We start from the raw sequence: 22,536 nt of genomic DNA, 5'->3' as shown, positions 1-22,536 counted from the left end.
TCCCCTCACTGGGTCGCATCGACCCTAGACCAGCACTGCTCGTAAATAAGTGCCTTGAGGGGCTGCCGAGCCGCGCCCTGCGACGCGATGATGAATGCCCACCATTCAGCATTGTTCAGCCACACGTCGCCAGCATGACCGTGCATGCCGTCGACGCCCACGAACGCCGTCGTCTCGGCGCGGCCGGGAAGGCGGAGGCGCCTCGCGAAGGTGATCGCCAAAGAATCCTGTGCACGCATAGTGCGGGGGCACCCATACCGGGTCTCGATCACATGCGCCTGATCCGTGGAGATCACCTGGTCATGATCAACGGGACTGGATCGAGGCGCCGCCAACATATCCGGCGAGTACGTCATCCGATGAGCGTCGCGACCTGCTGGGCGGCCAGAAACTCGGTGAGCGCCTCGATCTGTTCGGCCTGAACGGCGATCGTGACGAGGCGCTGTGCCCGGGTGACCGCGACGTACCAGCCGCGTAGGGATTCGTCGGTGTCCGGGTTGCCGTTGATCCAGCGGCTACTCGCGTCGCTGTCGGGCATGAGCAGCATGACAGCGAGATGTTCGTTGCCTTTGACCTGATGGATGTTGTCGGAACGAAACGACGCCGTTGCAGTGTCTACGGCACGTGGCGTCGGTGGTTTACCGCTGAGCCGGCCGACGCCGCGGCTCGGTCGCGCGCCCGGCGGCTGCGGCGCGTTCCTGAGTTCGGCGTTCACGTCGGCGATCCAGCCTGCGTGCGGCTCCGGCAACCCGTACAGGAATCGGTACGCGCGCCGGATGATGCCGGTGAACTCGACACCGGCCGCACTGCAGCGTGCTTCGACACTGCCGCGGGCGGGAGTATCCGGGTACCAGTACCGCAGCAGCATCCTGGCGGCGAGCCGGCATGCGTCGTCGACGAGGGCCTGGTCAGCGGTCCCAGAATGCACAACGTGCCGGGCGTGGGCAAGCATGGTGGCGTTGTTCCCGGACGGGCGCCGGTTCTTGGCTGGCAGGTAGATTCGGCTGTGCGCGGTTGTCAGGCAGTCCACTGCCTCAATGCCGTTGGCCTGGGCGTGCTCGAGGAACACGTCGACGACCGGCCGGCCGCTCTGGACGTGCTTCGCTGTGCCGCCTCTCGGGAACCGGGTCGGCAGCAGGATCAACGGCGGCTCGAGCTGCGGCGGCCGGACCACGGAATCAGGCGGGCGGGCACCGGAGCGCAGGGTCGCGGCGGCCTGGCAGACCGTCCGGGAGCTGCGCCAGTTCCCAGTGAGCTCGACGGTCTGCCCGAGCTCGGCCGCCAGAGCCCGCAGTACCCCGAGTTTGGCGTCACGCCAGCTGTAGATCATCTGGTCCGGGTCGGCGACGACGACCAGCGGGATCCCGACGCGGTGCAGTGCTGTCATGATTTCCAGGTCGGTTACCGAGCAGTCCTGCGCCTCGTCAACGACGATCTCGGCGAACCGTGAGCGCAGCGGCCCGGTGACGCTCTCTCCCTCGGCGAGGTATTTCAGCGCCAGCAGCCGGCTCTCATGCCCGGTGACGTATCCGTCCTGAGATTGGGCGTCGCGGACGGTGAACGCCGCCTGCGCCCACCGGTCCCACCCATAGCTGCTGCCGTTGATAAGCAGGGCGTGTTCCTGGGAGAGCAGGTCCTGCCGGATGGACTCCTGGCCGGTGCGCGGATCCGACACGAACGTGAATCCGTTGAGCGGAATCTGCCGGTCGAGTTTCACTTCGGCCTGCACCCGGTCCCAGCTGTCGATCAGTTGCAACGGCTGGTTCGACGGCAGGTTCGGTGCCACCAGGGCATCCCAAATGAAGGCGTCCAGGGTGCCGATGTAGTGGGGAAAGGCGGTTGCGTCGGGCCGGCCGTCGCGGTGGCAGCGGCGGCGCATCTGGGTCGCCGCAGCCCGGGTGAACGACAACAGCGCCCGCCCGCGGCGCAGCGTAACCTCGGGTCCGCGCAGGTGCCGCGAGACGATCACGTGGGTTTTCCCGGCGCCGGGACAGGCTCGGACGAACAGCGGCGCCTTTGCGGTGATCGCCTGTTCCTGCGCCGCGACGGCCTGCTCGAACGCCGTCGTCATCGGGCGCTCGTCGGCCAGACCGGAGGGGAAGCCTCGGCGATGTAGCGAATACCGTCGGCAAGGTTGTCGGGCACGACGAACTCGCATCCGGGAATTAGCCGGTCGGCCAGGGCGTGCGCAAACTCCGGCTTGGAGATGGCCGAGCCCTCAGCTGCCGCATCGTCAGAGCTGGAGATGAACAACATCCGGAACATCTCTGGCCGCTGGTCGACGGGAGCGGCCGCGATCGGCGCCCACCGATGCTCCGACCTGGGTGCACACTCCAGGAACGCCTGGTGTAGCAGTTCCTCGTTTTGCGGACACATGAGGGTCGGCTCGAGGGTGCGCGGTGCGACGAACCACTCGATGACCTCAGGTCCGGCCCCGAGTTGTCTGGCCTCCGCGCGAGCGTCGATAACCCGCTTCGGTTCGTCGGTCCCCGCCTTGTCGGAGTCGGTGATCACCGCGATCCGCTGGCCGATCCGGGCACCGTTGGCGGCGGTCAGCAGCACCTTGAAATAGGCGCCGAATCCCACGCCGTCGGCGAGGACGATCGTCGCGCCGTGGAAGCGGTCCATCGCCTCCTGCGCGGCCTGGAGCTGCGGTTCGCGGGAGCCGGCCGGCGCGGCCAGCACCAGGTCGGCGAGGGCCGGCAGCAGCAGCCCCTCGGATGGGCCCTCGACCAGGATGATCCGTGCCGCGTAGAGCAGCGCGTTCTTGGTGACGTCGAGGAACCGGTCGAGCTGTTTGATCTGCTTGATCCTGAGGCCCAAGTCGGCGACCGCCACGGCCCGAGCCTGCCATCCGGTGGATTCCTTAAGCGGTCCGCGGGTCATCACGACGAGATCCTCAACACTGACCGCCGCGGACAGCACCGGTGAGTGGGTGGTCAGCACGACCTGAATGTGCCCGGCTGGCTGGGACGGATCAGTGACCATACGCTGCCGGGAGGCTGCCGCCCGCCGTTTGAGGTAGCGCAGCAGCAGGGTCTGCAACTGCGGGTGCAGATGGGCTTCCGGCTCCTCGATCAGCAGCAGGGTCAGGTCGGACTCACGGGCGGTCTCGAGTTCGGCCAGGACGGTCGCGATGTACAGCGCGTTCGCGTAGCCCAGCCCGGAGTTGTCGATCGACGCCGTCAGCGGCAGTTCCGCGTCGCCGAGCAGCATCCGCAGTGCCCGCGAGATCGACCCCAGGTTGGCATCCGTCACCGTCAGACCGGCCTGCTGACGGTGTGCCCCGGACGTGATCGCCCCGAGTGAGCCGCTGACTGCCGAACCGACGGCTCGAACCGCCTCGTCCTGTGCGAGTGCAGTGAAGTGCCCGGCGGCACGGTCGACGAAGGCGTCGACCTTGTCCTGACCGCCGAGCAGCGCCTCCAGCATCACCCGAATCCGGGCACCACCGGCGACGCCGAGGTCGCGGACGGCATCGCGCAGCGCGGGCAGGTGCACGTGCCGGATCGCGGTGCGCAGAGAGGGCTCGCTAGACGATTCCTTGTCCTCGCCGACCTGCCACGTCGTCGTGCCTCGACGACGCCCCAGCGGCGGCCTGGTGTATGTCAAGGCCCACGCCGCCGAGCGTTTCCCATCGGCGGTCGCGCCGGGAAGAAACGCCGACAGATAGGCGCCAGCATGGTCCGGGTCAATGTCCGACAGAACGGCCCGCAGCTGGACTTGATCATCCGGGCCGGCACCGTCGAACATGTCACCATCGGTCAGCGCCGGGCCGCGCCGTCCGTCGAGAGCATCGGTCAGCTGGCGCAGACCGTCGATCACCGTCGTCTTGCCCGCATTGTTCTCACCGGCCAGGACAGTGACCTCGGGCCGCAGCCGGACGCTGACCTGCCGGCACGACCGATAGTTCCCGATCGTGATGTTGGAAACGAACATGACCGCCCCTACGAGTACGAACGTCCATGATCGCAGCGAACCCGATCATGGACGTCGGACATCAGGTCCGATCCCCGGCACCGAACGCACGAGGCGCACTCCGCCACCTGCCGGCAACGATCCGTCCAGCGTCTCGCCGACGCGCAGGCAAAGACGGGCAGCTGAGCGACGACGGTGCAGCCCGACCGGAACCCCCGAGCGCACCTGGCAAACCGCCAAGTACAACAACTTCCGCCTCGCCATCGCGCCGCCGGGAGGCGTCCGCCCAGACTCCGCGCCCTGCTGAAGAGGTCTCGAAGTCCACCGGCGCTTCCCACGCCCGTGGGGGTGGACCCTCAGTCGCACCGGGCGGCATGCTTGATCCGAGGTGCTCCCCACGCCCGTGAGGGTGGACCGTACGAGTCGGCGATCTGAGTCGGCTCGTCGTTGTGCTCCCCACGCCCGTGGGGTGGACCGGCACGGGCCAGCGGGTCGGCGGACTCGACCAGGTACTTTCCACGCCCGTGGCGGCGGACCGCTGGCCCGAATCGTCGACACGCTGCACTTCGCGTGCTCCCCACACCCGTGGGGGTGGACCGGCGTACCGGTGCTTCCCGCCGCTGGTCACCCAGTGCTCCCCACGCCCGTGGGGGGTGGACCGCAGTCGACGTCAACGGTGGCGTAGTCGTTGACGTGCTCCCCACGCCCGTGGGGGTGGGCCAGCGCTCCAGGCGGGTGAGCGTGGCCTTGGCGAGTGCTCCCCACGCCCGTGGGGGTGATCCCTCCTTCGGCCTCGATCACGTACTCCCGCACATTCCCTGCACCGTGATGGCTGGGCCCGCCGATCGCACGCCAGGCCCAGCCCACACGGGTCATGTCAGAGGGTGCGGTTCGTTGGTGAGTGCCGCCAAGGCAGCGGCGACCTCTTGCAGGGTGGCTCGCACGTAGGTTGCGGTGGTGCCGGCGTCACTGCCACTGTCCGAATGACCGGCATAGGCGCGTGCGACGCCGTAACCGAAATTTCGCTCCACCCACGTGAGCGTCGTGTGTCGCAGCCAGTGGGTGCTGATCTGCTGCACGTAGACCCAGGGCAAGTGCTCACCGATGCGTACCCACAGGTGGTCGTAACGCCGGTAGGTGATGGGCTGCCCGTTGCGGTACCGAAGCAGTTGGCCCGTGTCCGTCGCGCCCCGCTCCTCGGCATGCCGCTGCAGATATCGCATCAGCGTTGGGGAAACGGGCTGCCACCGGACCGTGTCGCCCTTCTCGCGAAGCAGGATGAGGCACTGATCCGGATCCAGGTCGACCGGGCGAAGCGCCAAGGCGCCTCCGCGGCGACAGGCTGTTTCCGTGTGCAGTCTCAACAGCAGACTGTCGAGCGCTGGATCGTCACCTGTGCTCGCGGCAACCTCGTTAATCTCAGCCAGCCGAGTGTCCGCCACCGCTCGCCGCGTGCTCGGCAAACGTCGCGGCTTCGCCACCTTCAAGGCAGGGTTGTCCGACGCCGATATGAAACCATCAGCGACTGCCCTCTTGTAGAGACACCGCAAGGCGGCAATCAGATGCTCCGCCGCACTTCGACCTCCGCGAGCATTGCGCCGAGCCACGACGTGCGTCTTGACGTACTCCGCCAATTGCTCAATCTCTGACGGCGTCGGTTCGTCCAGCCTGCGTTGCCCCCAGTGCTCCACCACACGGTTCCAGTAGGAACCGTAGGCACGTCGCGTTCCCGTTGTGACCGCCGCCGACACCACAGGGACGTATTCGGCGAAGGTCGGCGACGGAGGCCGAACCGCAGCGGCCTCAAGAAGATCAGCAGGCGAGATCCCCATCCGCGCAAGAAGCAGCCGAGCCGCGTCCAACTCAGCGCGGCTCGCTGCGGCGTCACTCATGATCGCCCCCGAACACCGCGTCGTGAGTCTGCGTGATCATCTCGTCGAGCTTCGCTGGCGGGTACGCCACCAAGCGTGCGCTGTCTGGTTCCGCCACGATGAGTACGCGGTCGCCAGCGGTGAGACCGCACCATTGACGAACCACTGCCGGCAGCCGAACGTGGCCCTCCCTCGTCACCTTGAAAACGCCCTGCTCGTCAGCTGATACGACGATCAGCCCTCGGCGCTCCCTGATGCTCAATCGCAGTCCGGGGGTCCACTGGAGTTCCTTCATCACGGACCCGTCAGCGATACGACCCCGCGAATTAAGCGTCACCAGGCCATAGAGAGCTGCGCGGCTTCGAGTAGCGGCAAGACTCGGAAGCGGCAGTGGAGGGCGCCTCATGGCTGCTGTGGGAGCGCCAGGAGCGGCTCGCACGCCGGACGCCATGCTGGGCAGAACAACGGCGGGAATCGCTGACGAGCTGCTGCCGCGCGTCATTGACGAGCTCGCTCAGCGCCGGTCACTGAGAGTAGTGCCATGCGCGGTGTCGGATGAGTTTCAGCGGTGGTCAAGCATCCTTGACCACCGCCACGTCCATGTCGCACAGGAGAAACGTTCTTGTGTCCGAGGGGGGACTTGAACCCCCACACCCTATACGGGTACTAGCACCTCAAGCTAGCGCGTCTGCCATTCCGCCACCCGGACCTACACGTTCAGCCTACCTCGCCGTCCAGATGATCTTCCATCTGGTGTTCAGCGCGGTGAGCCGCACGGGGAGTTACTGTACACGCCGCTCGTGGATCATGCACATCGCCTTCTGGCGCCCCTCTCCCGGCGCTTCCGTAGCTGCTCAAGCCGCCTCAAAACCACCGCGCCGACACACCGCCGAAGCGTGTCCGGGTAGCGTCCGGCGGCCCTCGGACGGCAGCATTGCCACGTGTCCCATCCCTCCCCCCTGGCAGCCGCCCAGCACCGAGCCCTCGCCCTGCGCGCCGCGGGCGACCTCAGCGCCGCCCGGCACCTGCTCGCGGAGGCCGTCGAGTCCGCTCCCCCGCCGTTCGGCGACGACCACCCCGAGATGCTGCACACCGCCCATCTGCTGGCACGACTGCACCGGGAGGGGGACGACCCGCTCGCCGCGCGCCGGGTGTTGGAGGAGGCGTTCGCGGCGGGCGAGCGGCGTTGGGAGCACGCTGAGCCGCTGATGCTCGCGCTCGCGTTCGAGCTCGCTGAGGTAGCGGAGGAACTCGGCAACCGGCACGAGGCCCGCCGCAACTACACCCGCGTCGCCACCGCTGGGCCCGCCGCGCTCGGGGAGAACCACCCGGCGGTACGCGCCGCCCGCGACTATCTGCGCCCACCCGCGTCGACGCCGGGTGAGCAGCACCCCGCGCCTACGCCCAGTCTGGCCGAGCCCGGCACCCGGGCGGCGCTCTCCGGCCCCACCCTGTCCCTGGCGACCCTGGCCGCGATGCGACCCTCCGCAGGTGGCCCACCGGCGTCCGTCTCACCCTGGGCGCCGCCGCAACCGCCGGCCACGCCCCAGCACACCCCTCCGGCGGTACGCGCACCAGCCACACCCCCGTCGCCGCGCAACGCCACTGCGGCGCCGGTCCCAGTCTCTCGGGTGACGCCCGTTACGCCGGCAGCTTCCTCAATCGCGTCACCGCAGCCCGGCCCGCCGTCGGCCGCGCCTGCGATGCCGCCCCGTCAACGTGCCAACGAGCAGCCGGCCGCCCCTTCCCGGCCAGCCGTTGCCCCGTCGCCCCGGCCGGGAGTCGACGGTCCGTCGACGCTGCCCGAGCAGCGGCCACCACACCAATCGCCGGCCGGACCGACCGCGGCACCACGTCAGCGGATGGGCGACCCGGCAACCCCGCCGGCGGTCGACGTGTCACCTCGGCCGTCGACCCCAACCGCCCCGACGTCGGCCGCCCCGCCAGCGGCACCGCCGGTGCCGGCACCTCGCTGGGACAACCCCACGATCCAGGTACGGCAGATCGAGCCGCTGCTCGCCGAGGAGGCCGCCCGAACCGCGGCCCAGCCATCCGGGCCGAACGAATCGCACCACAATGTGTCCGGCGCGGCGACATCGCCGGGCAGGCCCTCTCCGACCGGGGACCATCCGGGGCCGGCGTACCCGGTGAGCGGACCACCCGCCCAGCCCATCAGCGCACCGCCCGCGATCCCGCAGCCGATCTCCGCACCACCCGGCCACCCGTACCCGGTCTCCGGACCACCCGGCTACGGCCAACCCGTCTCCGCACCACCCGGCTACAACCAACCCGTGTCCGCACCACCGGGCCACGGCCAACCCGTCTCCGCACCACCCGGGCACACCTATCCGGTGTCCGCGCCGCCCGGTTTCGGGCCACCTGTCTCCGGGCCGCCCTACGGACACCCTGTCTCCGCGCCGCCGGTGAGCGCACCGCCCGTACCGCCGTGGGGGATGACCGCACCGCCCTGGAGCAGCAGCGCCCCATCGCAACCACTGCCGACTCCCAGCGCCGACTCCGCCGCCCACGCCGCGATGCCCGCGCGCGCGATGGCTGGGCAGGCCACGATGGAACCAACCGGCCCCGGCGCGGACAGCGACTCTGGGCTGGGCATCCTCGACGCCCCGGTAGTGCCGACCCAGCGGGCCGGTAACGCGCCGTCCGACCAGACTGAGGTGTTCCCGTCCGTTCCGTCGCAGGGTGACCCGGCCGAGGTCGGGGCCAGCCCGAGCCGACCCGTCGCCACCCAGCAGACCCCAGCAGCCGCGCAGACGAGCCCCATCACCCCGCAGGCGAACTCCACCGCCGCTCAGGTAAGCCCGAACACCGCGCAGGCAAGGCCCGCCGCCGCTCAGGCAAGCCTGACCGCCGCACCGGAGAGCCCCACCGCGGCCTGGCCACCGAGTGCCGGCTCCAGCCAGGCGATGCCATTGCCAAGCGCGCCGCAACCGGTCGGGCACCACCAGGGCCAGCAACTGCCCCCGGCGCCGTACCCGGGCCAGCAGTACCACCACCAGGTGCAGGACGCGTACCGGCCCACGTACACCGATGAGGGTGGGTCGACGGGCCGCAACCGTGCGGCGCTGATCGGCGCGGTCGTGGCGGCCGGGGTAGCCGTCGTGGCGGTGGCCGGCCTGGGTGCGGTGATGCTGACCCGCGACGATGCGCCACCGACCGGGACCGCGCCGACGGCGGCGGCGCAGGCACCGACGGCGGCGGGGCCTGCGCCGGGCGACCTGAAGCTGCGCGACGATTCGACCACGGTCACGCTGACCTGGACAGATCCGACCGGCGGTGCGGTGCCGTTCATGGTCGCCGCGGGTCGGGCGGGGCAGCCGCTGGGCGTGATCGCCACCGTGGACCCGGGCCGGACCAGCCACACGGTCAACGGGTTGAACTCCCGAGTGGATCACTGTTTCACCGTGTTGGCGGTCTACTCCACTGACAGCTTTGCGACTTCGGGGCAGGTTTGCACGACGCGAGAGCGCACCGCCTCGTCGAGCGGGTCGCCCTCGGGTCGACCGTCGCCACGCTGAGGCGAGCGGAAACCGGGCTGAGTCAAGCGGAAACCGGGCTGAGCTGGGTGTCCACACCGCACACGCTCGGTATCCACAGGGGTGACGGTGCGGGTTCCCCCGTCACCGGCAGCGCCATATGATGGCACCCGGCTCAGGGGAGGGTCGCCGCGAGGCGCTCCACCTGCCACGACTCAGGGGAGGCAGCCGGCTGTGGCCAGCATCGACGACGCCGTACAGTCCGAGGCTCCGCGCTCCCGGTCGCGGCTGCGCGGCGGGCTGGTGACCGTCGGCACGGTGGCCGCGCTGCTGGCCGCCATGGGGCTGACCGTCCTCGGGTTGGGCGCGGCGGACAACGCGGTGGCCAACTACGACGCGAGTTCCTGGTTGTGGAGTTCGGTGCGCAGCGAGCTGGCCCGGGTCAACGGGGTCACCGCCCGGGTGGACACCCGCACCGAGATCCCTGGTGCCCGCCAGCATCCGATGCAGGTCACCCAGACCGACCGACTGCTGCTCCTGCGTGACCTGCAGACGGGGCAGGTCAGCTCCCTGGACCTGGCCACCCTCCAACTCAGCGCGACCACCCGGACCACCCCTGGCCTCGGCGTCAGTGTCGCCCTACACGAGGACGCGGCCTTCGTCGTCGACGCTGTGCAGGGCATCGTGCGCCAGCTCGACCCGCGATCGTTGACCCCGGTCGGCGAGCCGGTGCGCTACCCGCCGGGCATCACTGGAGGTGCCTTCGACGGTAAGGGTCGGCTCTGGATCGCGGTGCCCAGTGAGGGCACCGTCTCGGCGATCACCGCCGCCAAGCTGCCGTCCGTGCCCGCGTCGGCCGCGCCGGCCGGTGCCGGGCTCAGCCCGCAGCGGGTCGAGTCGTACGACGTCGCCGACGCCAGCCACGAGCTGGTGGTCTCCACCCTGGACGACGGTGTGGCGGTGCTCGACCGGACGGCCGGGAAGCTGGTGCGGGTGCAGCGCGGTGAGGTTCACCCGATGCCGCTGACGCTGTCCGGCCCGGCGGAACTGCCCACCCGCACCAGCGGGCCCCGGGTGCCGGTCACGGTGACCGCAGACCGGCGGGTGCTGCTGGTGGGTGACGGTGGGCAGGAGAGCGCCTTCACGGTGCCGGGCGAGGGGGATCGGCTCAGTCCGGCGGTGGCCTGGGCGAACCGGATCTACTGCGCCGACGAGGCCACCGGCACCATCTACTCCTTCGACGCGGGCGGTCAGCTGGTCGAGACCATCCGCGGGCGGGCCAACGGGCCGCTGGAGCTGGAGGTCCGGGAGAATCACCTGTTCATCAACTCCCCCGACGCGGCGACCGCCCGGGTGGTGGATGACAAGCACCAGGTGCGCGAGGTCAACAAGTACGCCAACGACGTGCTCGGCGGCGACCCACCGCCGGTTCCCCCGCCGCCGCCCCCGCCGAAGAAGCCCCGGGTGGGTAAGCCGAGCGCGCCGCGCAGCGTCACCGCCGCCGCCGGCAACGCCCAGGCGCGGGTGAGTTGGCGGCCGGCCGCCGCCAACGGCGCCGAGATCATCAAGTACGTGGTGCAGGGCGCCGGCCAACGCCTGGAGGTGGGCGCCAACCAGCGTGCGGTGGAGGTCAAGGGTCTGACCAACGGCGAGACGTACCGCTTCGCGGTGCACGCCGTCAACGCCAAGGGCGACGGCCCGCCGCGCACCAGCAACCCGGTGACGCCGACCGCCGCGGTACCCGACCCGCCGGCGAGCGTCACCGCGCAGGAGCGGCCGGACGGCACGGTGTTGGTGAAGTGGCCGGCGGCGAACGGGCAGGGCAACACCATCGCGAAGTACGCGGTGACGGCCAGTTCGGCGGGGACGAACGCGCCAGCCGGTGAGTCGACCAAGACGGAGCTGGTGGTGCCCGCCGGTGAGCTGGAGTACGGCACCCAGTACGCGTTCACGGTGGTGGCGGTCAACAGCAAGGGCGCCGGGTCGGCCGCGTCCCCGGTCAGCAACACGGTGGTGCCCTTCGCGGCGCCTGGTCGACCGCTCGACCTGCGCGCCGGCACGGTCGCCAACCAGCCGGGTGCGGTGACCGTGCAGTGGGCGCCGGCCGAGGCCAACGGCCGGCCGGTGACGAAGTACCTGGTGGACGTCGGTGGGCGGGTCAGCGAGGTGACCGACACCCGCACGACCGTCACCGGGCTGGGCAACGGCCAGAACGTCACGGTGAAGGTGAAGGCGGTCAACGAGGCGGGGCCGGGCCCGGAGGCGACCGACACCGCCCGTACGGTGGCCGAGCCACGGGTCACGGTCACCGGCTCGTCGTCGACGGCCACTGGTGCGACGGTGACGTTCACCGTGGACGCCGGTGGCGGTCAGGCCACCTGCGCGTTGTCCACGACGGGCGAGCCGGCGAAGGCCGGGGCGTGCTCCAGCATCACGATGACGGGCCTGACGCCGGGCACCGCGTACACGTTCACGGTGACCGCCAGCAACGCCGCCGGTAGCGGCACGGCGACGAGGGCGGAGACGACCCAGCCGCTGTACGGGATCGCGACCTGCCGCAACGGCGCGTCCGGACCCGAGTCGACCTACTGCGACAAGGACCGGAGCGGCCGCAACGGCAACGAGATCTTCTCGGTCGCCCGACAGGACAACGACAAGCAGGTGGGCTGGGCCAAGCCGGGCACCCGACTGCAGGCGTACTGCAAGAAGTCCGGTGAAGAGGTCTACGCCTACATCTACAACAGCGACAAGCGCAGCACCTGGTGGGTGCAGGTCAATTACAGCGGGAAGAACTACATCCCGTGGGCCTGGCTCAACCTGGAGGGCGGCGACAACATCAACGTCCTGCCCACCTGCTGAAACACCAGGCAAGGAGCACCACCGACCGTGAACACCCACGAGCCGCTCACCCAGCCGGAGGTGCAGGGCTTCGCCGCCCTGGCCGCCCGGCTGGCCGAGAACGTCAACGCGGTGGTGCTCGGCAAGCCGCAGGTGGTGCGGCTGGCGCTGACCGCGCTCTTCGCGCAGGGTCACGTGCTGCTGGAGGACGTGCCCGGGGTTGGTAAGACGACCCTCGCCCGGGCCATCGCCGCCACGGTGAAGGGTGAGTGGCGGCGCATCCAGTTCACGCCCGACCTGCTCCCCTCGGACGTGTCCGGCGTGACGATCTTCAACCAGGCGACCCGGGACTTCGAGTTCCACCCGGGGCCGGTCTTCGCCAACATCGTCATCGCCGATGAGATCAACCGGGCGTCACCCAAGACCCAGTCGGCGCTGCTGGAGGTGATGGAGGAACGCACGGTCACGGTGGACGGGGTCCGGCACCCGGTGCCATCGCCGTTCCTGGTGGTGGCCACCCAGAACCCGGTGGAGATGGACGGCACCTACCGGCTGCCCGAGGCGCAGTTGGACCGGTTCCTGGTGAAGCTCTCCGTCGGGTACCCGGACGAGGCGGTCGAGGTCGAGGTGCTGCGCGGCGCGACCGTGCGGTCCCCCGAGGCGCTCGCCCCGGTCACCGACACCGCCACCGTCGGAGAGATGGTCCGGATGGCCCGCCGGGTGCACATCGCCGAGCCGCTCTACGCGTACGCGGTCCGGCTGGCCGCGGCCACCCGCACCCACCCGCAGGTACGCGTCGGAGTCAGCCCTCGAGGGGTGATCGCGTTGACCCGCGCGGCGTGCGCGTACGCGCTGATCGACGGGCGGGGCTGGATCATGCCGGAGGACCTGAAGGCGCTCGCCGAGGCGGTGTTCGCGCACCGGCTGCTGCTCACCCCGGACGCTCAGGTGCGCGGGATGACCCCGGCGGAGGTGCTGCGCCAGGCCATCGCCTCGGTGCCCGTGCCACTGCCGTCGGGGCAGCCCGCTCCGGTGCAGGGCTGACCGGCAGCAGCGCGATGGGGATCACCGCCCGTGGCGTCGGGCTGCTCGTCGCCGCCGTCCTGCTGCTGGGGGCGGGCTTCCGGTTCGCGTACCCCGAGTTGACGCTGCTCGGCGCGGCGGCCGGCGCGGCCGTCGGCTACGCCGCGCTGGTCGCGGCGTGGCGGCCCCGGCTGACGGTGACCCGCCACGCGGACCCGGACCGGGTGGCGCGTGGCGAGCCGGCGAGCATGACGTTGACCGTGCGCAACACCGGCCGGCTGCGCTCGGCGAACCTGCTGGCCGAGGACCGGTGCGGTGAGCGGACCGTGCCGGTGCCGGTGCTGCGCCTGCGGCCCGGCCGGGACACCGAGGTCCGCTACGACGTGCCGACCGACCGTCGTGGGGTGGTGCTGGTCGGTCCGCTGCGGGTGACCCGCCGCGATCCGCTGGGGTTGGTGGCGCTGGCCCGCCCGTACGGCGCGGCGGTGCCGGTCTGGGTGTATCCCCGGATCCACCCGTTGACGGCGGTGCCGCGTGGCGCGGGGCGCAGCCTCGACGGCCGGGTGGACGGTGTTCCGCACGGGTCGATCACGTTCGACTCGCTGCGCGAGTACGTGGTCGGTGACGAGCTGCGCCGGGTGCACTGGCGCACCAGCGCCCGGGTGGGTGAGCTGATGGTGCGGGAGAACGTGGACACCAGCCTGCCCCGCCTGGTCGTCCTGCTGGACAACCGCCTCGCCGCGCATCCGCAGCGGGTGGGCGGGGTGGCCGAGTCGTTCGAGTCGGCGTGCGAGGCGGCGGCGTCGATCGTCACCGCCGCGCACCGCGCGGACCTGCCCGTGCTGTTGCTGTTGGTCGCCGCAGCGCCGGCTGAGGCCCAGACGTCCGACGGCGGACCGGCGCTGGGTCCGCTGGACCGGCTCGCCGCCGCCGACCTGTCCGCCGATGGTGACGCGGTGCGCGCGGCCACCACCCGGCTCCGCCAGGACCGGCTCGGCGACACGCTGATCTTCCTGACCGGGCCGGGTGGCCGGGACGAGTTGGGGCACGTCGGGGCGCTGCGCGGGGCGTACCCGTCGGTGGTGGTCGCTGTGTTCGGCGCGGCCGAGCCGACGCCGCCGGGCGCCGCCGGCCTGGTGGTCGTCGACGCGGCGGACGGCGCGCAGTTCGCCGCCGAGTGGGACGGGGTACGCCGGTGGTGACGCGCGTCGTGCGGGTGCTGCGGGCGGCGGTCCTGCCGCTGGCGCTGATCGGGTTGACGGCGCTCGCCGGGGTGGTGCTCGCCCGGGTGTACGCGGGCAGCCTGCTGACCTGGCTAGTCATCGGCGCCGCGGCGGGGTCGGTGCTGGTCAGCGTGGCCGCCCGACGGCTGCCGTCCTGGTTGGTGGCGCCGGTGTCGGTCGCCGCGATGGCCGGCTGGACACTGTGGTCACTGCGGCTGGCCGCGACCCGCGCCGAGTTGCCGGGCGGCCTGCTGGAGGTCACCGCGGACGCCGCCCGCAACGGCATCCCGCGGCTGCTCACCGCGATGATCCCGGTGGAGCCCACCCCGGACACGGTGCTGGTGCCGGTCGTCGCCGCCTGGCTGGCCGGGCTGACCGGCGCGGAGGTGGCGCTGCGCAGCGGCCGGGTGTTGCTGGGTTACCTGCCGGCGGCGGGTCTCTACGCCGCCGCTCTCTACGTGGTCGGCCCGAACGCCGAACCGGCGGTCGGGGCCACGCTGGCGTTCGTCGCGGTCGCGGCCCTCGGCCTGGCGACCCCCGCCAGGTCCGCGCCGAGCGGCGGCGATCCGACCGCCGACCTGACCCCCGGGGTACGCGCGGCGGTGCGGCTGCGGCTGGCCACCAGTGCGGCGCTCGGGGTGGCTCTGGTGGTCGGGCTGGTCGCGGTGCTCGGCCCGGTCGTCGCCGGGCAGGTCGACGGCCGGCCGGTGGACCCGCGCCGGTACGTGGAGCCGCCGCAGGTACAGACGCTCGACGAGAACCCGTTGATCCGGATCTCCGGTTGGGCGCTGCACCCGGAGCAGAAGCTCCTGGACGTGAGCACGGAACGCACTGCCGGTGCTGCGCCAGCGGCTGACCCGGCGGCGGACGCCGCGCGCAGTGTGCGGATCCGGTTGGCGGTGCTCAGCGACTACGACGGGGTGACCTGGCGGGTCGGTGCGACGTACCGCAACGCCGGTCGGATCCTGCCGGCCGCGACTGCGGCTCGGGACAGCACGGTGCGGACGGTCCGGCAGCAGATCAGCGTGGCGGAGTTGAGCGGTCGGCTGCTGCCCGCCGTGGCGACGCCCCGAGAGGTCAGCGGCGCCCGGGTGGCGTACGACCCGGCGAGCGGGACGCTGATCCGGCCGGAAGGGCTGACACCGGGGCTGCGGTACTCGGTGACCTCGGCCGAGGAGCACCCCGACTCGAACCTGCTGGCCAGCGCGAACGTGCCCGCCGGCGATGAGGTGGCCCGGGTGCTGCGGGTCGCCGACGGGGTGCCCGACCCGATGCGCCGGCTGGCCACCCAGCTCGCCGAGGAGAATGGCGCGCCGTTCGCGCGGGCGTCGGCGATCGAGCAGTTCCTGGCCGAGCACTACCGGGTGGTGGCGGACGCGCCGAGCGGGCACGCGTACCCGAATCTGGGTTTCTTTCTGTTCGGGCCCCGCAACGGCGGTGGGCAGGAGGGCACCTCGGAGCAGTTCGCGGCGGCGTTCGCGGTCCTCGGCCGGCTCTCCGGGCTGCCGACCCGGGTGGTGGTGGGCTTCCGGACCAGTGGGCAGGGGCCGGTGCTGGCCGGTGACGCGTACGCCTGGCCGGAGGTGCTCTTCGACGGGCTGGGGTGGGTGGCGTTCGACCCGATGCCCCGCCCGAACGACGAGCCGAGGCCGGTCGAGGAGGATTTCCGCCCGACGCCGGAGGACCCACCGCCCTCGGAAGCGCCGGCGCCGACCGTGGAGCCGAGCACCCCGCCGGAGCCGACGGCCGCCGCCGACGGCCCGCCTCGCCGGGACGGGGTTCCCACGCCGGTGCTGGTCGCCGGCGGCAGCGGCGGTCTGCTGCTGCTGGTGGGGGCACTCCTGCTCACCCTGTTGGCGATGCGCCGTTCCCTCACCCGCAGCCGGCTCGTTCGGGGCGACCCCGGCCAGCGCATCGCCGGCGCCTGGCGGGAGGTCACCGACGCGCTCCGGCTGGCCGGTCGACCGGTCGGTGACGATCTGGCGGCTACCGAGGTGGCCGGGCACGCCCGCCAGGCCCTCACCGACGCACGCCTAGCCCAGACGGGAGGCGGCGCGGTCGGCGGCGGCACGGCGGAGGCAGACCCGGCGAGCCCGACGGTCGACGAGCTGGCGACCCTGCTCAATCAGGTGGGCTTCGCCCCCGGCGCGGCGACCCCCGACCAGGCAACTCGTGCCGCCGAGGTGGCCACCACCTACGTGGCGACCCTGCGCTCGGCCCGCCCCTGGTGGCGTCGCCTGCTCTGGTCCATCCACCCGTCCCCCCTACACCGCGCTCGCCGCTCCGCCCGGTGATCAAGAAGTTTGCGTCACCCGCAGGCCCGTTCCTGACGCAAACTTCTTGATCACCTCCGGCAGTGCCCCAGGGGCCGGAGGAGACTCGGTGGGTGCGCGGTAGCGGGGTCACGCCCTCAGGCGGCGGATGAGCTTGCGCATGCCGGCCTGCCAGCCGTCCGGGTCCTCGGCGCGGCGGCGCGCGTAGTCGGCGACCTCGGGGTGCGGCAGGATCAGGAACCGTTCCTCGGCGAGCCCGGCGATGGCGGCGTCGGCGACCTGGTCCGGGGTGAGCACCGCACCGGAGGCGGCGACCACCCGCGCGCCGAGGTGGCCCTCGGCGAGCCCGTCGGTGAGCATCGGGGTGTCCACGCCCTGCGGGCAGAGCGCGCTGACCCGGATGCCCTGATCCCGGTAGGTGATGGCCAGCCACTCCGCGAACCCCACCGAGGCGTGCTTCGTCGCGGTGTACGCGGCGTCGCCCACCGCGGTCAGCACGCCCGCCGCCGAGCAGGTGTGCAGCAGGTGCCCGCCGCCCCGGGCGAGCATTCCGGGCAGCACCGCGCGGGCCGAGTAGACGTGGGCGAGCACGTTGACCCGCCACGCCCGGTCCCAGCCGGCGTCGTCGACCTCCACTCCCCCGCCGGTGGTGACCCCCGCGTTGGCGCAGAACAGGTCGATCCGGCCGTACCGTTGCTCGGTGTCGGCGACCAGCGCGCGGACCTGCTCCTCGTCGGTGACGTCGAGGGCCCTGGCGTGCGCGACCGGGCCGATGCCCTCGGCCACCGCGCGGGCCGCGTCGACGTCGAGGTCGGCGACGACCACGGCCGCTGCCCCCTCGGCGGCGAAGCGACGTGACAGCGCCGCGCCGATGCCGCCGGCCCCGCCGGTGACCACGACGATCCGGTCGGTGAGGTTCACGCGGCGGCCACCATCGGGTTGGTGCCCAACCGGGCGATGAGGCTCAGCAGCGCGGTCGCGCCGCCGGCGGTGACCTCAGGAGTGGGCAGCAACGCGAGGATCGGCACGTCCACACCGTTGTCGGCGTAGCGGCGCACCTCGGCGCGGCACTGCTGCGGCGAGCCGTGCAGCACCAGCGCGTCGACCACCTCGTCGGGCACCGCGGCGTTGGCGCCGCGCCGATCACCGGCGGCCCAGGCCGCCCACATCGGCGCGAGCGTCTTGTCGCGGCCGAGCCAGCGGTGAAACTCGGCGTACGCGCCGACGGTGAGGTAGCTGGTGATCAGCCGGCGGCCCAGCGCCCGGGCGTACGCGGCGTCCTCGGTGGGGCAGACGAAGATCCGCGCGGCCACCTCGAAGCCGGTCCGGCGCTCGCCCAGCTCGGCGAGGGCACGCGGCACGTCGTCGGCGCTGAGCCAGTTGAGGATGACCCCGTCGGCCTCCGCGCCGGCCAGTCGGAGCATCCCCGGGCGCAGCGCGGCGAGCAGGATCGGTGGCGGCACCGCCGGTGGTTGCTCCAGCGTGAACCGGCGTACCGCGAACGTGTCGTAGACCTCGTCGACGGTCTCGCCGCGCAGCGCGGCGCGCAGGAAGCGCAGGACGTCGCGGGTGCGACGGAACGGCTCGTCGAACGGCACCGCGTTCCAGTCCCGCACGAGCACGGGTGAGGACGCGCCGATGCCGAGCGAGAACCGGCCCGGCGCGGCCTCGGCCAGCGCCGCCGCGCTCATCGCCAGCAGCCCGGGGCCCCGGGTGAAGACCGGCGTGATCGCGGTGCCGAGCCGCAGCCGAGGTTGCCAGGCCGCGGCGAGTGCCAACGGGGTGAACGCATCGGCCCCGGCGACCTCGGACGACCACACGTCGGTGAACCCGGCCTGGTCGAGGGCCGCGTAGGCCGCGTCGTGGTGCGCCAGCGCGATCCCGCCCAGCGGCACCGTCATGCCCCATCGATTCGTCACCGATCGATCGTGCCCGTTGACGGTGGCTCGAGCAAGATCCCCGAGTTGGGCAGAATCGCCGGTTTCCGGCCGTGCGGCCGGTCAGAAGTGCTACCACATCGGGGTGGACCGGACCGACGGCGCAGGCCGCTGACCATGGGTTCCAGAGCAGCGGGACACCTGGAGCCGGTCCCGGCGGCGACCCCGCCCGGCCGGGCGACGTTCCTGGAACTCTTCTTCGACCTGGTGTACGTCTTCGCGCTCACCCGGATCTCGGCACGCGCGTTCGAGGACCTGACCGAGGAACCGGGTCGGGAGCACGGCTGGGCGACGGTCACCGGCGGCGGCAAGACGCTGCTGTTGCTGCTCGCGCTCTGGGCGGTCTGGCAGGGCACCGCGTGGACGACCAGCCGGTACGACCCGTACCGGGTGCCGTTGCAGACCGTGGTGGTCACCGCGTTGGTGTGCAGCATGCTGATGGGGGTGGCGATCCCCCGGGCGTTCAGCGAGACCGGGCTGATGTTCGCGGTGGCGTACGTGGTCGCACAGGTGACCCGGCCGGTGATCCTGTCGGTCGCGCTGGGACCGCACCCGTACCGCCGGCTCAAGGTCCGGATGGCGGTGATCTTCGCCACGACCGGGGTCCTCTGGATCGGCGGCGCGATGCTGAGCACCAACGCGCAGGTGGTGCTCTGGTCGGCGGCTCTGGCCACCGAGTACCTGGCCGCCCGCTGGGGCTGGCCGGTGCCCGGCCTGGGCCGTTCGACGATCTCCAAGTGGGAGATCGCCGGGGAGCACCTGGCCGAGCGGTACCAGCAGTTCTTCCTCGTCGCGCTGGGCGAGACGATCCTGGTGGCGGGTTTCGCCTACAGCAGGGGGCCGTACGAGGCGGGCCACGCCTGGGCGTTCGCGCTGGCGCTTGCCACGTCGATCATGCTGTGGCGCATCTATGTGCAGCGGGCCGGGCGGATCCTGGGCGAGGCGGTGATGAAGGCCCGTCACCCCGCCACCATCGGCCGTTCGGCGGCCGACACCCACCTGGTGATGGTGGTCGGTCTCGCTGCCACCGCGATCGGCTACGAGCTGATCATCAACCATCCGCTGGAGCGGATCACCGGGCCCTGGCTGGCGGTGGTGCTCGGCGGCCCGGCCCTGTTCCTGGCCGGGCGGGCCCGCCTGGAGTACGAGGTGTTCGCGCGGGTCTCCCCGTCCCGGTGGATCGCCCTGCTGGTGCTGGTGGTGTCGGCGGTGCCGCTGCTGGTGCTGCCCGGGGTGGCCGCGACCGCGGTGGGGGTGCTGGTGTTGGCCGCGGTCGCGGTGGCCGACGCCCGTCGGGCGCGTGGCGCCCCACCCGAGGCCGCCGCGCCACCCTTCTGAGCCAACGACGCACGACGATGTCACCCCAGCACGGGCGGCTAATCTCGTCCGGTGACCTTTTCGCTCGTCGCCCGCTCCGACGACGGCCGCCTGCACGGCGTGGCCGTCGCCAGCAAGTTCCTCGCCGCCGGGGCGCTGGTGCCGGCCGCCGCCGCCGAGGTGGGCGCGCTGGCCACCCAGGCGCACGCCAACCTCGCCTACCGCCGGCAGGGCCTCACCCTGCTGCGTACCGGGGTGGTCGCCGCTGACGTGGTGGCCGGGCTGATCGCCGCCGACCCCGAGCGGGAGCACCGCCAGCTCGGTGTCGTGGGGGCCAGCGGTCCGGGTGCCAGCTGGACCGGGCCGGCCTGCCACCCGTGGGCCGGCGGACGGACCGGCGACGGCTGGGCCGCGCAGGGCAACATCCTCACCGGCCCGGAGGTCGTCGACGCCCTGGGTGCGGCCTGGCTGGCGGGGTCGGCGCTGCCGTTCGCCGAGCGGCTGGTCGCCGCGCTGCGGGCCGGCGACGAGGCCGGCGGCGACCGGCGCGGCCGGCAGAGCGCCGGCCTGCTGGTCGTCGAGCGCGACGGCGGGTACGGCGGCACGAGCGACGTGGTGGTTGACCTTCGCGTGGACGACCACCCGGCCCCGGTCGCCGAGCTGGGTCGCCTGCTCGGCGTGCACACCATGCTGTTCGGCCGGCCCGACCCGGCCACGCTGCTCGACCTGAGCGGCGCGGTCGCCCAGGAGGTGGCGACGTTGCTCAACGCGCTGGGCCATCCGGCGCACGAGGGCGGCACGGAAGCCGCGTTGATCTCGTGGGCGGGGCTGGAGAACCTGGAGGAGCGGCTGGTGCCGGGGCGGATCGACCCGGTGGTGCTGACACACCTGCGCGGTGTCGCCCCGCACGTCCCCGCACCGCGCTCGGCGAGCTGACCCGGCCAGGCCGAGCGGCGAGCGGAGCCGGCAGCCATACCGCCGGCGGCGCCCGGGTCAGCGGCCGAAGGCGAGCCAGCGGAAGCCGGCGGCATCGATCGCGGCCCGTTCCGGGGTGGTCAACGCCGCCCGGCCGGTGGTCTTGCGGATCAGGGTCAGCCGGTCCCAGCTCAACCCGGCCGGCGTCGGTCGCCCGCCGGTGAGCAGGTCGGCGATGACCACGGCCGCCGGTGGGGTGAGCCACGGGGGCCGGCCCAGCGCGGCGGCCAGGTCCAACCCGTGCACGCCCACCTCGACGACCCGGGTCCGCAGGAACTCGTTGAGGCCCATCGCGTCGCCGTGGCGGGTCCGCACCACCCGGTCGGGCGGCGCGGCAGCGATCGCCGCCTCGGTGGCCCGCCACGTCCGGTCGAACTCGGTCGCCAACGCTGCCCGGTCCACCTGCAGCGCGTCCCGCTGGCCGCCGGCGACACGGTCGGCGTCCACCGCTGTGGTGAACTTCGCGGCGCCGAAATAGCCGGCGGCGTCCACCTCGGCGCGGGGCGGGGCCGGCGCGGCGAGCATGGCGGTCAGCCGTCCAGCCCCGGTGCGGATGTGTGCGATCAGGTCCCGGACCCTCCACGGAGGGCAGTCGGTGGGCCGGTCGAGGTCGGCGTCGTCAAGCCCGGCCAGGACCTCGGTGAGCTGGGCGCATTCGGCGCAGAACGCCGCGAGGGCCGGCTCCACCGGCTGGCTCAGCCCTTGACCCGGGGCACCAGTCGGTGCACGACTGTCAGCACCAGCGCCATCACCACCGCCATCGTGCCGGCGATCCCGGCGGCGCTGCCCGCGTACCCGACGAACAGGGGGCGGCGGGCCAACTCTTCCGGCCCGATGTCGCGCAGGTCGAGCAGCCAGGACAGGGAGAGCCCGCAGGCCACCAGGGCGAGCACACCGCCCAGCCCGAGCACCAGCGCCGCGACCCGGTGCGCATCGCCGGGGGCAACCTCAGCCTGCTCCCGTTGAGTGATCAGCAGGAGCAGCCCGGCCAACGCCGCCCACACGCCCACCACGAGGTACGCGGCGATGGCGTCGCTGGGCCGGTGCCAGCCGGCGGAGAGGGTGGCGACTCCGGCGACGGCGGCGTAGCCGGCACCGATGAAGGCGCCGACGGCCCGCACCTTGGGCGGCAGCACGAGCATCAGCGCGACCGCCACCGAGGCGGCCACCGTGGTGTGCCCGCTGGGCAGACTGTTACCCACCCCGGCGCGTTCCGGGTCGAGACCGTAGTCGGGCCGGTTCAGCCCGTACTTCAGCAGTTGGGTCGAGACGTTCGCTCCGGCGATCAGCAGCGTCGCGGTGATCGCCAGAGCGATCCGCCCGCGAATCAACGCGATGAACCCGATCATCGCGGTGGCGGCCAGCAACGAGACCACCGACATCGCGTTGAGGATCCGGTCGACCGGCCCCTCGATGGTGTCCTGCCCGATCCGGTTGCCGGTGAGGGCGACCGTGTCCACCCACTGGCCGATCTCGAGGTGCACGGCCACCCGCCACACGGCGAGGAAGGCAGCCGCCTGGACGAGGGCCAGTACGACCAACCAGACCGCAGTCCAACCCCGTGCCGTCGCGCGCATCCGCACACCGTAGCGGCAGGTGTCGGCGGTCCGAGCGGTGGCCCGCCGCCAATCGCCGGTTAGGTTGTGCCGAAGACGAGGAGGCGGTGG

The 22,536-nt window shown here is 72.2% G+C and carries 16 protein-coding genes and 1 tRNA gene; 7 read left to right on the top strand and 10 right to left on the bottom strand.

Going from position 1 to position 22,536, the window contains the following annotated elements; all coding sequences use genetic code 11:
• Window positions 1-5 precede the first annotated feature (5 nt).
• The 6 genes from IF46_RS34915 to IF46_RS0127220 form a co-directional block, all read right to left on the bottom strand.
• A complete protein-coding gene (locus tag IF46_RS34915; RefSeq protein ID WP_198041548.1) occupies window positions 6-356 on the bottom strand; it encodes a hypothetical protein in 351 nt (116 codons plus the stop codon).
• On the bottom strand, window positions 353-2,071 hold the full coding sequence (locus IF46_RS0127240; protein WP_030491246.1) for a UvrD-helicase domain-containing protein: 1,719 nt from the start codon (window positions 2,069-2,071) through the stop codon (window positions 353-355). Before IF46_RS0127240 ends, IF46_RS34915 begins: the two co-directional genes overlap by 4 nt.
• A complete protein-coding gene (locus IF46_RS0127235) occupies window positions 2,068-3,939 on the bottom strand; it encodes an ATP-dependent nuclease (RefSeq protein ID WP_030491245.1) in 1,872 nt (623 codons plus the stop codon). The genes IF46_RS0127240 and IF46_RS0127235 overlap by 4 nt, the downstream gene beginning before the upstream one ends.
• A gap of 851 nt (window positions 3,940-4,790) precedes the next feature.
• Window positions 4,791-5,810, bottom strand: coding sequence for a tyrosine-type recombinase/integrase (locus IF46_RS34030; protein WP_084598070.1), 1,020 nt, complete (start codon window positions 5,808-5,810; stop codon window positions 4,791-4,793).
• Window positions 5,803-6,084: a hypothetical protein gene (locus IF46_RS32870; protein ID WP_036393431.1), complete on the bottom strand. Its 282-nt coding sequence runs from the start codon at window positions 6,082-6,084 to the stop codon at window positions 5,803-5,805. Before IF46_RS32870 ends, IF46_RS34030 begins: the two co-directional genes overlap by 8 nt.
• A 330-nt stretch (window positions 6,085-6,414) precedes the next feature.
• Window positions 6,415-6,498, bottom strand: a tRNA-Leu gene (locus IF46_RS0127220).
• 232 nt (window positions 6,499-6,730) lie between these two features.
• Here IF46_RS0127220 and IF46_RS35325 point away from each other — a divergent pair.
• From IF46_RS35325 to IF46_RS0127185, 5 genes are all read left to right on the top strand, one after another.
• Entirely contained in the window at window positions 6,731-9,325 is a 2,595-nt protein-coding gene (locus IF46_RS35325; RefSeq protein WP_232234185.1) for a tetratricopeptide repeat protein, read from the top strand.
• A 192-nt stretch (window positions 9,326-9,517) separates the two neighbouring features.
• Entirely contained in the window at window positions 9,518-12,142 is a 2,625-nt protein-coding gene (locus IF46_RS0127200) for a fibronectin type III domain-containing protein (protein WP_030491239.1), read from the top strand.
• A 27-nt stretch (window positions 12,143-12,169) separates the two neighbouring features.
• On the top strand, window positions 12,170-13,165 hold the full coding sequence (locus IF46_RS0127195) for an AAA family ATPase (protein WP_030491238.1): 996 nt from the start codon (window positions 12,170-12,172) through the stop codon (window positions 13,163-13,165).
• A 14-nt stretch (window positions 13,166-13,179) separates the two neighbouring features.
• Window positions 13,180-14,346: a DUF58 domain-containing protein gene (locus IF46_RS0127190; protein ID WP_030491237.1), complete on the top strand. Its 1,167-nt coding sequence runs from the start codon at window positions 13,180-13,182 to the stop codon at window positions 14,344-14,346.
• Window positions 14,322-16,661 (top strand): transglutaminase domain-containing protein, encoded by a 2,340-nt coding sequence (locus IF46_RS0127185; protein ID WP_036393428.1) that lies wholly within the window; start codon window positions 14,322-14,324, stop codon window positions 16,659-16,661. Before IF46_RS0127190 ends, IF46_RS0127185 begins: the two co-directional genes overlap by 25 nt.
• Before the next feature lie 108 nt (window positions 16,662-16,769).
• Here IF46_RS0127185 and IF46_RS0127180 read toward each other — a convergent pair whose 3' ends face one another.
• On the bottom strand, window positions 16,770-17,561 hold the full coding sequence (locus tag IF46_RS0127180) for an SDR family oxidoreductase (RefSeq protein ID WP_030491235.1): 792 nt from the start codon (window positions 17,559-17,561) through the stop codon (window positions 16,770-16,772).
• Entirely contained in the window at window positions 17,558-18,541 is a 984-nt protein-coding gene (locus IF46_RS0127175; protein WP_030491234.1) for an LLM class F420-dependent oxidoreductase, read from the bottom strand. Before IF46_RS0127175 ends, IF46_RS0127180 begins: the two co-directional genes overlap by 4 nt.
• A 153-nt stretch (window positions 18,542-18,694) precedes the next feature.
• Here IF46_RS0127175 and IF46_RS0127170 point away from each other — a divergent pair, with 153 nt between their 5' ends.
• Together IF46_RS0127170 and IF46_RS0127165 are read left to right on the top strand one after the other, a co-directional pair.
• A complete protein-coding gene (locus IF46_RS0127170) occupies window positions 18,695-19,915 on the top strand; it encodes a low temperature requirement protein A (RefSeq protein ID WP_051724212.1) in 1,221 nt (406 codons plus the stop codon).
• A 51-nt stretch (window positions 19,916-19,966) separates the two neighbouring features.
• Entirely contained in the window at window positions 19,967-20,830 is an 864-nt protein-coding gene (locus IF46_RS0127165) for a DUF1028 domain-containing protein (protein WP_030491232.1), read from the top strand.
• A gap of 57 nt (window positions 20,831-20,887) precedes the next feature.
• Here the strand turns inward: IF46_RS0127165 and IF46_RS0127160 are convergent, their stop codons facing one another.
• Window positions 20,888-21,556, bottom strand: coding sequence for a maleylpyruvate isomerase N-terminal domain-containing protein (locus IF46_RS0127160; RefSeq protein ID WP_232234183.1), 669 nt, complete (start codon window positions 21,554-21,556; stop codon window positions 20,888-20,890).
• A gap of 8 nt (window positions 21,557-21,564) precedes the next feature.
• Complete coding sequence (locus tag IF46_RS0127155) at window positions 21,565-22,452, bottom strand: phosphatase PAP2 family protein (protein ID WP_030491230.1); 888 nt, start codon at window positions 22,450-22,452, stop codon at window positions 21,565-21,567.
• Window positions 22,453-22,536 lie beyond the last annotated feature (84 nt).

The organism is Micromonospora chokoriensis, assembly GCF_000718555.1.
Classification (GTDB): Bacteria; Actinomycetota; Actinomycetes; order Mycobacteriales; family Micromonosporaceae; genus Micromonospora; species Micromonospora chokoriensis_B.
This window is presented reverse-complemented; position numbering and strand designations above follow the sequence as displayed.